This is a genomic window from Streptomyces sp. BA2, from assembly GCF_009769735.1.
Classification (GTDB): Bacteria; Actinomycetota; Actinomycetes; order Streptomycetales; family Streptomycetaceae; genus Streptomyces.
The window spans coordinates 8,063,505-8,077,454 of record NZ_WSRO01000002.1 but is presented as its reverse complement, the minus strand read 5'-3'; the positions used below and the strand labels follow the sequence as shown (position 1 = coordinate 8,077,454).

Genomic DNA, 13,950 nt, shown 5'->3' with positions numbered 1-13,950 from the left:
CGCATGACCTGGCCTGCCACCGAGCGCTACTTCCCCACCGCCGTCCCCGGCGGCCTGGGGCTCGTGCAGGACATCCTGAACACCGCGCCCTCCTGCGGTGTTCCCGGTGCGGATCTCCTCGAAGACGTGGCCGCCGCGCAGGACTGGGTCTCCGTGGCGCTGCCCACCTGGGCCGAGAGGACGGGGCGCACGGCGGTGCGGCTCACCCTCACCGAAGAGGACCTGCCCAAGCTGCGGCAGCTGCGCGAACAGCTGCGCCGGGCCCTGCTCTCCCGGTGCGGCACGGCGAGCGGCGAGACCGCGCGCTTCACCTCGTGCGCCCTCCAGGTCAGCCTGCACGGCGACGCCGCCCTGACCACCGAACCGGAGGGCGAGGGCTGGCGCTGGCTGACGTCGGCCGTGCTGTGCGAGGCGCTGCTCGCCCAGACCACCGGAGAGTGGCGGCGCCTGAAGATCTGCCGCAACGAACGCTGCGCCACGGCGTTCTACGACCGCTCCCGCAACAACAGCGGCGTCTGGCACTCCACCCGCGGCTGCGGGAACGCCGCGAACCTGCGGGCTTCGCGCCGGCGCCGCCGTGCGGGCGCCGAGTCGGAGCCGACGCCGGGCGGTCAGGCGTGAAGCCACGGCGCCCGGACGCGGCGGGGGGCACGGAGCCGACGCGGATACTCGACTGGCGGCACGCTCGCGTCGCCGACCTCATCCGCAGTGTCGGAGCCGTCCCGACCGGCGCTCCCGACTCCCCTGACTCCCTCGGCCAGTTGGCGGCCCTGCGCCGGGCGCACGGGCGGATCGCCGCGACCGTACGGCCGGTGTACTCGGTGCACGACGAGCGGCCGGTGTCGGAGGTGCTGCGGCGCGGCCGTGGCTCGTGCAGCCAGCGGCTCGCGATCCTCGAATCGGTGGCACGGGCGTCCGGCGTGGCCACGCGGGTGCGCGGGCTCCTCGTGGACGGGGCGTTCTGGCACCCGCGCTTCCCGCACCTTCGACGGCTCGTCCCGGATCAAGTGCTGCTTGCGTGGCCGGAGTTCCACTTCTCGGAGCCGACGCCCGGCAAGGGCTGCGCCACCGGCCCGTGGCTCCCGGTGTCCGAACTCTTCGGCGGTCTGGACGAGTTGAGGGAGCGCCGCGCCGGTGGTTTCACCAACGCGGGGGCGGAGACGCTCTTCGAGGCCCTGTCCCGCACGGCGGTCGACTGGGACGGAGCGACGGCCTGCGGCGCCGACACCACGTCCTGCGATCTGTCGGCCCATGTCCTCGCCGACCTCGGACACTTCGACTCACGCGACGATCTCTTCACCCGGCACGGTCAGACCCTGTGCGGCCCCGCACGGTGGGTGGCCGAGCCTGTACTCGGCCGCCGCTCGGCGGGCGCCCGACCGTCGGCCACGCCGCTCGCACCGGCCGGCTGAGAGCGACCGCCGCGAGCGGTCAACTGCCGTACTCCACCAGGCTGGTGGAAGTCACGACGCACCACGCCAGACCCGGGCGGGGCCTCCTCGCAGCATCAGACCCCCGCCGCCCACATCCGATCGGCAAGCAGCCGACCCGGCGGCCCCTGCCCTCAGCCCCCGCCCTCACGCCCCTCGACTGAGACCGGACACAGCGGACGTCAACTGCCGTACTCCACCAGGCTGGTGGGCGTCACGATGCGTCGGGCGGGGCCCGGCTCCGGTTTCCTGCCCGGGTCGGGCTCCCTCCCCCGCATCCGGTCGGCGAGGAGCCTGCCCGCCACCCGGCCGAGCTCATCGCTGTCGTACGCGACGAGGGTGAGCGGCAGGCCGAGCGCGTCGGCCAGTTCGAAGTCGTCGAAGCCCGCGAGCGCGGTGTCCGTGCCGGATGCGCGCAGGGCGCGGAACGCCCCTATCGTGTTGCGGTTGTTGGAGCAGAACAGCGCGGTGGGCGGCTCGGGCAGTGCCAGGAGTCCGGCCGCCGCGCGCCGGGCTTCGCGCGGTTCGGTCTGTCCTTGCCGTACGTAGTGCTCGTCGAAGGGGATGCCATGTGCGGCGAGGGCCGCGGCGTACCCGCGCAGGCGCTCGGTGCCGGTGTAGACGGCGGGCGGTGAGCCGAGGAAGCCGATCCGGCGGTGGCCGCGGCTGATCAGCCGCACGGTGGCGGCGCGGGCCCCGCCGAAGTCGTCGACCAGGACGCAGTCGGCCTCGAACCCTTCGGGCGGCCGGCTGGCGAGCACCACGGGCACGCCGTCGGCCACCGCGGCGGCGAGATGGCGCTGGTCAGCCGCGGCGGGGACGGCGATGATGCCGTCGACGCGGCGGGCCACCAGGTCGGCGACGAGTTCACGCTCGGCGTCCAGGTCCTGGCCGGTGTTCCCGATGACGGTCTTGAAGCCGTCGCCCGCGATGACGGAGTCGACGCCGAGGGCGAACCGCGAGTAGAAGGGGTTGGCCAGGTTCGTGACGACGAGTCCGACCAGGCCTGTGCCGCGCCCCAGGCGGAGGCTGCGGGCCACTTCGTTGGGCCGGTAGCCGAGCTCCGCCGCCGCGGCGCGGATGCGCTCCCGGGTTGCCGGGAGCACGCGCGGGTCGTCGCGCAGGGCCCTGGACGCGGTCATCGCGCTGACGCCCACCCGCTCGGCGACGTCCCGCAGGGTGGGCGGACCGTCCGAGGGGGGACGCGGTTCGGGCATCGTCATGTGTGTCCTTTCCCGGGGGGATCGCCTCACCTCCCGGCAGCCCCCACATACTCGGCCGTCCCGATCAGCGCCGCGTCCGCGCCCAGCGTGCCGGGGCGCGGCCCCACCGGAGTATCCCCGAGTCCGGTGCGCAGGGCCGGACCGACCAGGTCCCAGGACAGCGCCATGGCCCCGCCGACGACGACCGCGGACGCGCCGAAGTCACGTACGCACCGGGCGAGGACAGTACCCAGGGCCGCGAGGGCCTCGTCAAGGACGTGCGCCGCCCAGGCCTCGCCCTCCCGCGCCCGCACGGCGATGTCCCGCACGTCCACGCCGTGGTCGCCGCCGTAGCGGGCGAGGATCGCCCGCCGCGAAACGGTGTGCTCCAGCGGCGCGCCGGACCAGTACATCAGGTCGACGCGGCCCTCGGGCGGCACCCCCGGGCCCTCCCGGCACACGACGCCGTCCGCGAGGAACGCCGACCCGACCCCCGTCCCCAGGGTGATCCCGACACAGCGCCGGTGGCCGACCGCGGCCCCCGCGCTCCACTCACCGAGGAGGAACGCGTGCGCGTCGTTCAGGAACACCACGTCGGAGGGTCTCGGCCAGACTCCGTCGAGCAGCACCGAGCGCACGTCGATGCCGTACAGGTCGTCGAACTTCCCCACGCCCTCGAAGCGGGCGATCCCCTTCTCGTGGTCGAAGGGTCCCGGTACGGCGGCGCCCCACACCTGACCCGCGGGCACCTGGAGGTCCGCGGCACAGCGCACGACCGTGCCGAGTATGTGCTCGGCGTTGCCCCGCGCGTCGAGCGGCCGCCGGATGCGGCGGCTCACCCGCGTGCGCAACGGATCGACCAGGGCGGCGGTGACATGGGTGCCGCCGATCTCCAGGACGGCTCTCACGGGTGCCCCGCGCCCGCGCCGCGTCGGTCACGCACGAGTGCCTTCACCACCTTGGCCGGGCCGCCACGCGACTCCAGGCGGTAGCCGCCGACCGCCGCGGGCACCGTCAGCGTCTCCGCGTACTCCAGCGTGTGCCGCTCCCCCGCCGAGGTCAGCACGGTGACCCCCTCGCCCTCCACCACGTTCAGGACGTGGAACCGCCCCGCCGTGTCGTCGGCGGCCACCGCGTCCGCGTCGAGCGCGTAGCGCCGCACCTCGTAGAACATCTCGTCCAGCGCGCCGAGCAGTTCCTCGCGCCAGCCGTCCCCGCGCCGCAGGACGTACGGCTCCTGCACCAGATCGCGCGTCACGGCGTCGCCGCGCCGCTCCGTCTCCAGGTTGGTCAGGCCGTGTTCATAGGGCAGGGGGCGCGGGTTGCCGTCGGCGTCCGGCCGCAGCCAGTCGTAGAAGCGCAGGCTGTAGAGGTAGGGGGTCGCGCTGATCTCAAGGACGAGGTTTCCGGCGCCGCTCGCGTGCGGGGTGCCCGCCGGGATCATGAAGAGCCTGCCTTGTTCGGCCGGGTACGTCATGACGTGGTGCGCGGGGTCCATCGGAACCCCGTCGTGCGCCGCTTCCTCGATCTCCTTGCGGAAGAGGGCGAGGTCGGCGTCCTCGCGCAGGCCGAGGAAGACGCGCGTGTCCGCGCTGCCGAGCGTCATGTAGTACGTCTCGTGCTGCGTGTAGCGCCAGCCGAACCGCTCCCGCATGTAGGGCTCCTTGGGGTGGCAGTGCACCGACAGATTGCCGCCGCCCACGGTGTCCAGATAGTCGAAGCGGATCGGGAAGGACGTGCCGAAGCGGGCGTGCGCCTCAGGGCCGAGCACCTCGTCGGGGTGCAGGACGCACAGGAGCTGGAAGGGAACCTCCGCCTGCGCCTCGGGTCCCTCTCCGATGAGGATGCCCGCTTCGGGGGCGATGAGTTCGTAGCCGAGGGCGGTGTTGCGCGCTCCGGGGTTGAAGCCGAGCGCCCGTTGGCCCCAATGCCCGCCCCACGGAGTCGAGTTGAAGAACGGCCTGGTGCGTACGGGGCGGCGCGCGAGGCCGGCGTAGCTCGCCCGCAGGCCGTTCCCGTCGACGAACACGGGCCGTTCCGGATCCTGGACGTCCACCCAGCCGTCCAGCTGACGGGCGATCGCGTCACGGTGGCGGTCGAGCATCGGCCAGTCCACGTAGAAGAGCCGCTTCAACTCGGCCCGCTCACCCGGCAGTCCGAGGTTGCTGCCCTCTCCGGCCGCCACCGCGGACTCCGCGTACCGCTTGGGCAGATCGGCGTACCAGAGCACGTCGTGCAGGACCAGCGAGGCGCCGGGGCCGTAGACGATCAGCAGACCCTCCATGTCGCCGTCGTCCTGCGGGAGTTCGTCGAACAGGTCGGCGAGGGGGTTCTCCGCGAGCTTGCAGTAGTAGGGGTCGTCGGTGTCCGGCGCGCTCATGGTGCGACGCCGCACCACGGCGGGGGGTGCGTAGCGCGTACGGACGTCGAGGGTGCGTACGGGGAGGGGGCATCCGGTGGTGAGCCGGGCCGCGATGGTCTCCCAGTCGGCGGCGGGTGGCCCTTCGACGGCCACAATCGCGGGCTCGGAGGGCAGTTGGGCGGCGACCGCCTCCCAGCCGCCGGTCAGTACGGTCCCCGGTGCCGGGGGGTAACGCGGGTCGAGCCGGTACACGCGTGCTCCTTCGTGCGGAGGTTCCTCGCGGGGGATTCAGGGACGTATGAACAGCACCGCGGTCGTGCCGAGGGCCGGGATGTCGACGGTCAACGCGCCGCCCGACACGGGTAGTTCACTTCCTGCCCAACCCATGTAGTCCGCGCTGTGAGCGGCGGCGACCGGGAAGTGGACCCGCACCGGGCAGGCCACCGGCTCCTCCGCGAAGGACTGCAGCCGGAGCAGGACCTCTCCAGGGCCCGGCACGGTGGCGCCGACCAGGCGGACCCGGGCGTCCCCCACGTCGGCGAAGGCGAGCGACGCCTGCCCGCCGCCCTCGGCTCCCCTGGCCCGCACGGCCCGCAGCGGGCGGCTCCAGGCCGCCGCCGTGCGGGGGCCGAGCCCGTCGGCGGTGGGGCCGCAGGCCAGGCTGTAGCGGTAGGTGAACTCGAAGCCCTGCTCGCTGGGGAAGTTGGTGTCCCACAGGTTGTTGTGGATCCAGGAGAAGACGGTGGCGGGCTCGTCGTGGCCCATGGTCTTCGGGAACGGCGCGTACGGCAGCGCGATGTTGCCGAACTGCACCAGCGGCGCGTCCTGCGTGGACCAGGCGACCGCGAGCGCGTCGTCGGCGAGAGTCACCCAACGACGCACGGCCCGCATGTGAAGGGCCGAACCCGGCACCACGGGAAGGGAGTTGCCCGTCAGGCCGCCCGACGCCTCCATCCGGACGACCGGCTCGTCGAAGGCGAAGGGGAACGCGAAGTAGGCACTCTCCTTGCGCAGGGTCGCGTCCTTGTCGAGGCGGTTCTCGATGTCCAGTCGGGGCACGCCCACGGGCAGGGTGAGGGTGGTGCGCAGCCGGTTGGCTCCGGCGGGACGCGTCTCGTACGTGATCGATTCGGCCGTCGGCGTCGAGTGGCGGGCGATGAGCGCGGCGGGCGGCGCGACGGCACGGTTGCCGAGATGTTCGAGGCGGTCGGAGGCTGTCGTGCGGCTGGAGTTGTGGTTGAAGGCCCCGGCGGTGGTGTAGCTGTCGTGGATGTAGCCGTTGAAGCCGACGATCGCGTCGGCCCTGACGAGTTCACGGCCGGTGGCCTTGTCGACGACCGAGGCGATGCAGGCGTGCGCGAGGTCCACGCGGACGGCGAGGTGCTCGTTCTCCAGAAGCGTCGCTTCGGGACGGGCGAGCGCGGCGGCGGCGGTCTCCGCCGGGTCCTCACGCTCCGTGCCGCCGGTGGGGTTCCAGCCGGTGGCGGCCTTGACGACCGGGGCAGGCGACCGCTCGTCGGTCCGTGTCGCGGCTGCGGTGATGTCCAGGCGCACCGACCCCGCGGGCGGTACCTCGTCCACTCGGACCAGTAAGAACCGTCCGGCGTCCCGGTGGTCCTCGTTGGTCTGCGGCTGCTCCTCGTGGGCGAGTTGGTGGCCGCTTCGGGCGTCGTGCACGGCCACCGGCTGCTCAAGGGGCACGCTGCTCTCCGGCAGGAAGATCCGTACGACGTCCGTGCGCGGCCAGGAGCAGGTGTTGATCACGTGGTACGTCGCCGCCACGCCGGGCGTCGTCGCGAGCCGCTGGCCGAGCCGGGCGCTCGCCCTGCCGAGGAGCGCGTTCCCGTCGTCGTACGCGCGCATCGCCTGCCCGTACTTCCAGTGCCACTGGTGCTCGCCGGAGTGGCCGCCCTCGTCGCCGTGGGTCCACGGGTCGCCGGCGCCCCAGGTGTGCTCGTCGAAGAGCGACACCGCCTCGTAGACCCCGGACGCGTCCGCGCTGTCTTCCTCCGCCCCCGTGGCGCCGAGGAGTCCGGCGAACGTGCCGATGGTCTGGGCGTCGGCGACCACGGACTGGGCGGTGCGGGCCAGGGAAAGCGGCCGCGCGCCCGAGCCGACACCGTCGACCCACCAGTCGGTCCAGTCGCCATCGAAGGTCTGGATGGCATCGCCGAGTCTGGCCTCGGCGTCGGTGAAGAAGTCCTCGTTGCGGGAGAGCCGCAGCTGGGGGAAGGCCCAGGTCTCGTTCCAGCGGCGGACGGTGTCGGCGATGATGCGGCGCGGAGGCGCGTTGTCACCGAACTTGCCCTGGACGCGCAGATGCAGCACGTCCCAGGGGTAGGGCTCGCGCTTGACCTCCGTCTGGTCCATGGCCCAGCCGAAGATGCCGCCGCGGTAGGGGTAGGGGTTGGTGGCCAGGGAGGTCAGATAGGCGGGCAGCAGGTCGTCGACGTCCGCGTAGGCCGTGTCGAAGCCGAGCAGCGGGCCTTCCATGTAGGCGAGGCCGTGCGGGGTGTCGGTGACCCAGACGAGGACGCTGTTGCCACTGGGGGCGCGCCAGCGGAACAGGCGGGGCAGCTTCTCGCCGCCGACCAGGTGGGGCACGGAACGCCCGGCCCAATTGTGCGCCACGGAGAGGTACTTGACCCCGGCGGCGGCCAGCGCGTCGACGAGGCCGACGACCGCGCCCGGCACGTCGGTCTGCATGGCGGAGGTGAACACGACGCCGTGCCGGTCGCGCACGTCGTGGGCGAGCCGGAGCAGTTCGTGCAACTCGTCCGTGGAGCAGGTCTCGGTGTGCAGGTTGAACGGCATCGCGGTCAGCTCGATGCGTCCTTCGCGCACGCGGCGTACGAACTCCTCGACCTGCTCGGCGGGCCGGGCGTCCGCCCACTGCCGGAAGGACCACAACGACTCGACGCACCAACGGAATTGAGACTCCGCGGGCCAGTCGTCGGTGGCCCGCGTCAGCTCAAGGCAGGAGTCGAGGAAGGAGAGGTGCTCGGCGAGGACATGGCCCTGGGGGTCGGTGTAGCCGATGTCGAGGTGGGAGTGGTGGACCAGATGGAGGGTCCACTCGCGCTGCCGGGTGAGACGGACGTCGATGCCCTCGGCGTCCTCCTCGGTGGCGTCCGGCAGGCAGACGGTGAGGCGGGTCTCGGTGCCTACGGCGGGGACCATGAGGCGTACGGAGCCGCCGGGTCCGGTGAGCTGCTCTACGGGCAGCACCGTCCCGGACTCGGTACGGACGGTGAACTCCCCCGGCAGGACCGAACCGTTGACCGCCTCGACCCGCAGTGACTGCGTCAGCCCTCCGCCGTCCGCGGCCCTGCGCAGCAGAGGTTCCTCCGTCAGCCGCAGGGCGCTGCCGCCGAGGCTTCCCTCCGCGGTGATGACGGAGGAGCGCAGACTGTCGCGTATCCGGTCGTTGTCCCAGTCGGCGGTGCGGACAAGGGCCCGTGTCGTCATGCGGTTCTCCCAGAGAGGGGCTGGTCAGCGGGCGGATGCGGTGACGCCGCGCAGGAACAGGCCGCGGAACACCAGGAAGAGGAGGAGGGTGGGCGCGGAGACGATCAGCGCGCCGGCCAGGATGACGGGCGGCCCCGTCGAGGAGTAGGCGTTGTTGAGGGTGGTCAGCGCCGCCATCACCGGCTGGACGTCGGGGCTGCGGCTGAGCGTGATGCCGAGGAGCAGGTCGTTCCAGACGGCAGTGAACTGGAAGATGAAGGCCGCGCCGAGCCCCGCCTTCATCAGCGGCACGTGGATGCGCCAGAAGATCCGCCGGAAGGATGCGCCGTCGAGGAGTGCCGCCTCGGTCAACTCAGGTGGCATCGTGGTCATTTGATTACGGATCAGGAAGAAGGCGAACGGCACCGCCCACGCGGCGTAGATCAGCATGAGCCCGATCCGCGTGTCGTACAGATCGGCGTCCGCGTACAGGCCGAAGAGCGGCGCGAGGAACATCTGCAGCGGGAAGAGCGTGCCGGAGTAGATCAGCCAGAACCAGAAGGCGGGCCTGGGGATGGGCAGGACGACGACGGCGAACGCCGCCATGGCCGCGATGAGGACGGCGGCCAGGCCGCACACCACGGCGTAGAGCAGCGAGGCCTGGAAGCTGTCGCCGATGCCCGCCACGTTCCAGGCGGTCTTGATGTTCTCGACGAGGTCGAAGCCCTGGAAGGTCCAGTCGGGCTTGCCCGTGTACTCGGCGGCGGGCGTCAGCGCGTTGACCACGAGGAGATACATCGGGATCAGCCAGAGCAGCACGCATCCGGCGACGAAGAGTTGGCGCACGGTGCGACCCATGAGGAGCCTCCTCAGGCCTTGGCGTCGGCGGCACGGGAGTCGGTCTCGGGCATCTGGCGGCGCAGGTACATCCAGGAGGAGGCGACGACGATCACCGAGAGGACGAGGGCGATCGCGGAGCCGTAGCCGACGTGGAAGAGCCGGAACGCCTCGCGGTACATGCTCAGGGCGAGGGTCTCGGAGGAGCGGGACGGGCCGCCCTTGGTGAGGATCCAGATCATGTCGAACGCCTTGAGGCTGTTCACGATGGCCATCCCGACCACGACGACCGTCACGGCCCGCAGCTGGGGCAGCGTGACGTACCGGAACATCCGCCAGCCGCTCGCGCCGTCCAACTGGGCGGCTTCGACGGTGTCTTGAGGGATGGCGCGAAGACCGATCGCGAAGAGCACGACATTCAGCCCGGTTGCCTGCCACGTACTGGCGACGATCATCGAGAGCGTGTTCTGCGGCCACTCCAGGAGCCAGGTCTGCGCCCATGAGTCGAGGCCGATCCCGCGAAGGACCTGGTTGACCGCGCCGTCGGAGGTCAGCATGAAGTTCCACAGGACGGCGGTGGCGGCGGCGGAGATGGCGTAGGGCAGCACGATGATGAGTTGAGCGATGCCACCGAACCGCGTCCGGTGCGTGGCGACGGCGATGAGCAGTCCGGCGAGGACGGGCAGGAGCAGGGTCCCGGCCACCCACATCAGGGTGTTGAGCAGCGACCGGCCGAAGATCGGGTCGTCGGCGAGCCGGGCGTAGTTGTCGAGTCCGGTGAAGCTGCTGGTGAAGCCGTTGTCCTCGAAGAAGCTGCCGTAGACGCTGCGGAAGAAGGGATAGACGAGGAGTACGCCGACGAAGGCGAAGGCGGGCAGCGCCCAGGGCAGTGCGGCGAGCGGACCGCCGAGCCTGCCGTTGCCGCGGACGGCCTGGTGCGGGCTGCGGGTCGGGACGCGGCGGCGTACGCGCACGGGTTTCGCGGTGTGCCGGGCGGGGGTCACGATCTCGGTCATGTCTCCTCCGCCTCCCTCCACACCTGCCAGGCCTCGTCCGCGCGGTCCTGCATGGTGCGCAGGGTCTTGCGGGCCGACGAGGGATTCAGCAGGAACCCGGCGAGATCGTCGACGGTTGCCTCGACCAGTTCGGGCGGGCCCTGTTCCCAGAAGCGGTTGAGCAGCCAGAGCTTGTCGCCGCGCACCTTCTTTGCGAGGCCGGCGATCACCGGGTTCGGGGGCTCGACCTTCGGGTTGGGGCAGCCGTCCTGGAGGGTGTGCGAGAAAGCTTTCATGACGGCGGGCCGCAGCCAGTTGCCTGCCGCCTTCAACGCCTCTTGCCTGTCGGGGCCTTTGACGGTGGAGACGAGGGCGCTGGACTCGAAGATGACGCATGGACGGGCCTTGGGATCCGCCATGGGGAGGACGAAGGCACCGAGGTTCTTGCCGGGCTTCGCGCCCGCGCCCACGAGGGTGGAGCCGAGCCAGGTGCCGCAGGGCACCATCCCGACCTTGCCGTGGACGACGGCCGCCGCGGCGTCCGCGTGGCTCATGTCCATGGAGGTGAACCAGTCCTTGTCGAAGAAGGACTCCAGGGTGCGCAGGGCGCGTTCGGCGCGCGGATCGGTGTACCGCTCGCGGCCGTTCATCAAGTCTTCGTAGAACTGGGGGTCTTGGCGGCTGAGGATCTCCTGGAACCAGATGAAGGAGGGCCAGCGGTCGGCCGCCGAGCCGTGCAGCGGGGTGATCCCGCTTTTCTTGAGCCGCTCGCAGGTGGCGAGGAACTCGTCCCAGGTCTCGGGGACTTGGAGTCGGTGCTCCTCGAACACCTCGATGTTGTAGAAGAACACCCAGTACGCGAGGTTCATCGGCAGGCCGTAGACCCGCTCCCGGTAGGTGAACGCGTCCCGTAAGGAAGCATCGGCCCAGCCCTTCCTGACGGCGCTGTCCCACTGCCGGGTCAGGTCGACGATGCCGCCCGTTCGGGCGAGGTCCTGGAGCCGGTAGCCCGACCAGTACTTGAGCATGTCCGGTGTCTTGCTGGTGCGCAGCGACGACTTGACGACCTGCTCGAACGACTCCAGGGACGGGTTGACCTCGGGCACCAGTTGGAGGCCCGCCGCGGACTTCATGGCGGCTCCCGCCGCGGCCATCGGCTTCTCCCAGGCCGCACTGTCACCGAGTACGGCGACCTTGCCGGGAGGCTGCCCGCTCGCGGTTCCGCAGGCCGTGGCGAGCGCTCCGGCGGCGGCCGCGGCGAGGAGGGCACGACGGTCGAGCGGAGCACCTGGCAGCGGATGAACGCGGTGACGACTACCTGACATGGGTGGCTCCCCCAGGTGTGTGTCGGCCCGGTGTTAGCGTTAACACGGGCGTGATGGAGCTTCTCTACGCCGGGGTGCGATGTCAATGGTTCGCGCAGCGCAAGGCGTGGGCGGTGGTCGGCCCCGCTGAATGCTCCGTGAGCGGTGGTCAACCCCGCTGGATGCCCGACGTGTCGAACAGGAACCCCCGCCGGCTGCCCTGGGCCAGCGCGAGGAGCACCTCGCCCCGGCGCGCGATCGCGAGGTACCACGTGCCGGGCTGCAGCGCGGCCCGTGCGAACAGCGGCCTTTCCGGGGCCCTAGGCCCGCACGGCGTCTTCCGCGGGTTCGGGCAGTTCCCGGGTGCCCGGTACCGGCGACGGCAGGAGCCACAGCACCGCGAGAACGGCCCCGCCCGTGCCGATCCAGAGCGTGGGGCGCAGGCCGACGGCCGTGCCGAGGAAGCCGCCAAGCAGGGCGCCCAGCGGGCGGAAACCGTGGTTCAGGGTCCGGTAGGCGCCCATCACCCGGGAGCGGATGGCGGAGGGTATCAGCGCCATCTGGAGCGACGCCGCGGCGATGTCGATGACCATCACGCCGACGCAGCAGAGGAATTCGGCGGCGAAGAGCGTGGCGACGACCAGCGGCAGCGGGCCGCTCGCGAGGGGGATGAGCAGCAGCGGCATGGTGAAGCCGAGCGAGCCGACGATGATCGAAGGACCGACGCCGAAGCGGCGTACGACCATGCCGCTGCATGCGGCGCCCAACAGTCCGCCGACGGCGCCCGCGCCGAGTATCGCGCCGAGAACGCCTGCGCTCAGGCCGAGTTCGACCGTCACGTACAGCACGAAGAGCGTGTGGAACATGTAGTTGAAGAACTGGATCGTGCCGGACCAGGCGAAGAGTGCCCGCATGGTCGGCTCCTTGACGACCCAGCGCAGCCCGGCCGTGAAGTGCCCCTTGGCGACCGGCGCCGGTTCGGGCTCCACGGGCTTGATGCGGGACAGCTGGCGTGCCGAGACCAGATAGGTGAGGGCATCGGCGAACAGGGCGAAGGGGGCGGTGAGGAACTGCACAAGGAGACCGCCCGCCCCGGGACCGGCCAGCCAGGACATCGAACGGCTGCCGTGCACCAGGGAGTTGGCCTGCACATAGCGCTCGGCCGGTACCAGCGCCACGAACAGCGTGGCGTTGCAGACGTCGAAGACAACGGTCAGCGCGCCGATACCGAAGGCGGTCGCGTAGAGCTGCCCGAGAGTGAGGGCGTCGAGCAGATAGGCCACCGGCAGCGTGAGGAGCAGCGCCGCGCGGGCCAGGTCGGCGGCGATCATGGCGCGCCTCCGCCGGGTCTGCCGGTCGGCCCATGCGCCGAGCGGCAGGTTGAGGAGGAGCGTGGGCAGCAGTTCGGCGGTCTTGAGCCAGCCCATCTCGGCGGCGTCCGCGCCGAGGACCAGCACGGCGGCGAGCGGGATGGCGATCAGCGAGATCTCGTCGCCGATGAGCGAGACGGTCTGCCCGGTCCAGTAGCGCCGGAAGCCCCGCTCGCGCAGCAGGCCGGGTATCCGGTCCCGGAGCTTCACCCACCGGCCTCCGTGCCACCGGCCTCCATGTCGCGGGGCTCCGTGTCATCGTCCGGGACTTCCTCGGGGATCTCCCGGTCGACGAAGGCGAGGCGCAGCAGGCTGACGGGGCGCGCGCCTTCGGGGCGCCGGTCCGGGGCGTTCTCGCGGTCCTCGTAGGGCTGCAGCAGCCCGTCGAAGCGCTCGATGATGCCGGTCAGCTCATCGGGGGTGAGGTGGAGGAGCGTGTCGCTGAACTCCTCCGCCTCGCGCCAGACGCGTGGCAGCCGGTGGCGTTGCTCCATGGCCCGGACGGCACGCTCGAAGTACCGCTCGGCGACCGCCGCGCTCAGCGCGTCCGACGCCTCGGCGATGGACGGGTCCTCGCTGTATCCGGGCCAGTCGGTGAACTGCGCGGTCGCCTGCCACGGCTTCTGACGCCCCCGGCCGCCGGGCGCCTCCTCGACGAGCCCGTACTTCGCCAGTATCCGCAGGTGGTACGAGCAGCTGGCCACGGACTCGCCGGTCAGCTCGGCGGCACGGGTGGCCGTGAACGGCCCGCTCCGCCGCAGCAGTCCGACCAGGGCCATGCGCGTGGGGTGGGCGTAGGCGCGCAGGGCGCGGGGGTCGGTGAGGCGAATGCTGCGCTCAGCGGGTCTGGGGCTCTCGGGGGTCTCCTGGCTCTCCATGATGTAAAGGTACCTTTAGAAAGACTTCTTTACAACGGAGGCCGCGGCGGGCCGCAAGTGGAACAAGATCGGACAGAAGTTACCTCTAGGTATGCAGTGACTTAATGCGCCAGTAGCAGTAGAAC

Annotated in this window: 11 protein-coding genes; 2 read left to right on the top strand and 9 right to left on the bottom strand. The window is 71.3% G+C overall.

Annotation, left to right across the window (positions count from 1 at the left end; genetic code table 11):
* The first annotated feature begins 3 nt into the window (after window positions 1-3).
* Together E5671_RS38820 and E5671_RS38815 are read left to right on the top strand one after the other, a co-directional pair.
* Window positions 4-621 (top strand): CGNR zinc finger domain-containing protein, encoded by a 618-nt coding sequence (locus E5671_RS38820; RefSeq protein ID WP_160508909.1) that lies wholly within the window; start codon window positions 4-6, stop codon window positions 619-621.
* Entirely contained in the window at window positions 618-1,412 is a 795-nt protein-coding gene (locus E5671_RS38815) for a transglutaminase domain-containing protein (RefSeq protein ID WP_160508908.1), read from the top strand. Before E5671_RS38820 ends, E5671_RS38815 begins: the two co-directional genes overlap by 4 nt.
* Window positions 1,413-1,612: 200 nt before the next feature.
* On the opposite strand, the gene E5671_RS38810 is transcribed toward E5671_RS38815, so the two are convergent.
* The 9 genes from E5671_RS38810 to E5671_RS38770 form a co-directional block, all read right to left on the bottom strand.
* Window positions 1,613-2,647, bottom strand: a complete 1,035-nt coding sequence (locus E5671_RS38810) for a LacI family DNA-binding transcriptional regulator (protein WP_160510694.1) — start codon at window positions 2,645-2,647, stop codon at window positions 1,613-1,615.
* 32 nt (window positions 2,648-2,679) lie between these two features.
* A complete protein-coding gene (locus E5671_RS38805; RefSeq protein WP_160508907.1) occupies window positions 2,680-3,540 on the bottom strand; it encodes an ROK family protein in 861 nt (286 codons plus the stop codon).
* Window positions 3,537-5,246 carry a class I mannose-6-phosphate isomerase gene (locus E5671_RS38800; RefSeq protein WP_160508906.1) on the bottom strand — a complete coding sequence of 570 codons (1,710 nt, stop codon included), beginning with the start codon at window positions 5,244-5,246 and terminating at the stop codon, window positions 3,537-3,539. Before E5671_RS38800 ends, E5671_RS38805 begins: the two co-directional genes overlap by 4 nt.
* Before the next feature lie 36 nt (window positions 5,247-5,282).
* Window positions 5,283-8,462 (bottom strand): glycoside hydrolase family 38 C-terminal domain-containing protein, encoded by a 3,180-nt coding sequence (locus tag E5671_RS38795; RefSeq protein WP_160508905.1) that lies wholly within the window; start codon window positions 8,460-8,462, stop codon window positions 5,283-5,285.
* 24 nt (window positions 8,463-8,486) lie between these two features.
* Entirely contained in the window at window positions 8,487-9,299 is an 813-nt protein-coding gene (locus E5671_RS38790) for a carbohydrate ABC transporter permease (RefSeq protein WP_160508904.1), read from the bottom strand.
* An 11-nt stretch (window positions 9,300-9,310) separates the two neighbouring features.
* On the bottom strand, window positions 9,311-10,294 hold the full coding sequence (locus E5671_RS38785; protein ID WP_160508903.1) for a carbohydrate ABC transporter permease: 984 nt from the start codon (window positions 10,292-10,294) through the stop codon (window positions 9,311-9,313).
* The gene (locus E5671_RS38780; protein ID WP_160508902.1) at window positions 10,291-11,598 is read right to left on the bottom strand and encodes an ABC transporter substrate-binding protein; all 1,308 of its coding nucleotides are present in this window, start codon (window positions 11,596-11,598) and stop codon (window positions 10,291-10,293) included. Before E5671_RS38780 ends, E5671_RS38785 begins: the two co-directional genes overlap by 4 nt.
* A gap of 299 nt (window positions 11,599-11,897) precedes the next feature.
* The gene (locus E5671_RS38775) at window positions 11,898-13,157 is read right to left on the bottom strand and encodes an MFS transporter (protein WP_160508900.1); all 1,260 of its coding nucleotides are present in this window, start codon (window positions 13,155-13,157) and stop codon (window positions 11,898-11,900) included.
* On the bottom strand, window positions 13,154-13,825 hold the full coding sequence (locus E5671_RS38770; protein ID WP_160508898.1) for a winged helix-turn-helix domain-containing protein: 672 nt from the start codon (window positions 13,823-13,825) through the stop codon (window positions 13,154-13,156). Before E5671_RS38770 ends, E5671_RS38775 begins: the two co-directional genes overlap by 4 nt.
* Window positions 13,826-13,950: the final 125 nt, after the last annotated feature.

What these genes read in the sequence shown, in the direction of transcription:
- E5671_RS38820 (WP_160508909.1), top strand. Translation starts at nt 4, where the DNA reads ATGACCTGGCCTGCCACCGAGCGCTACTTCCCCACCGCCGTCCCCGGC.
- E5671_RS38770 (WP_160508898.1), bottom strand. Translation starts at nt 13,825, where the DNA reads ATGGAGAGCCAGGAGACCCCCGAGAGCCCCAGACCCGCTGAGCGCAGC.
- E5671_RS38790 (WP_160508904.1), bottom strand. Translation starts at nt 9,299, where the DNA reads ATGGGTCGCACCGTGCGCCAACTCTTCGTCGCCGGATGCGTGCTGCTC.
- E5671_RS38795 (WP_160508905.1), bottom strand. Translation starts at nt 8,462, where the DNA reads ATGACGACACGGGCCCTTGTCCGCACCGCCGACTGGGACAACGACCGG.
- E5671_RS38785 (WP_160508903.1), bottom strand. Translation starts at nt 10,294, where the DNA reads ATGACCGAGATCGTGACCCCCGCCCGGCACACCGCGAAACCCGTGCGC.
- E5671_RS38780 (WP_160508902.1), bottom strand. Translation starts at nt 11,598, where the DNA reads ATGTCAGGTAGTCGTCACCGCGTTCATCCGCTGCCAGGTGCTCCGCTC.
- E5671_RS38810 (WP_160510694.1), bottom strand. Translation starts at nt 2,647, where the DNA reads ATGCCCGAACCGCGTCCCCCCTCGGACGGTCCGCCCACCCTGCGGGAC.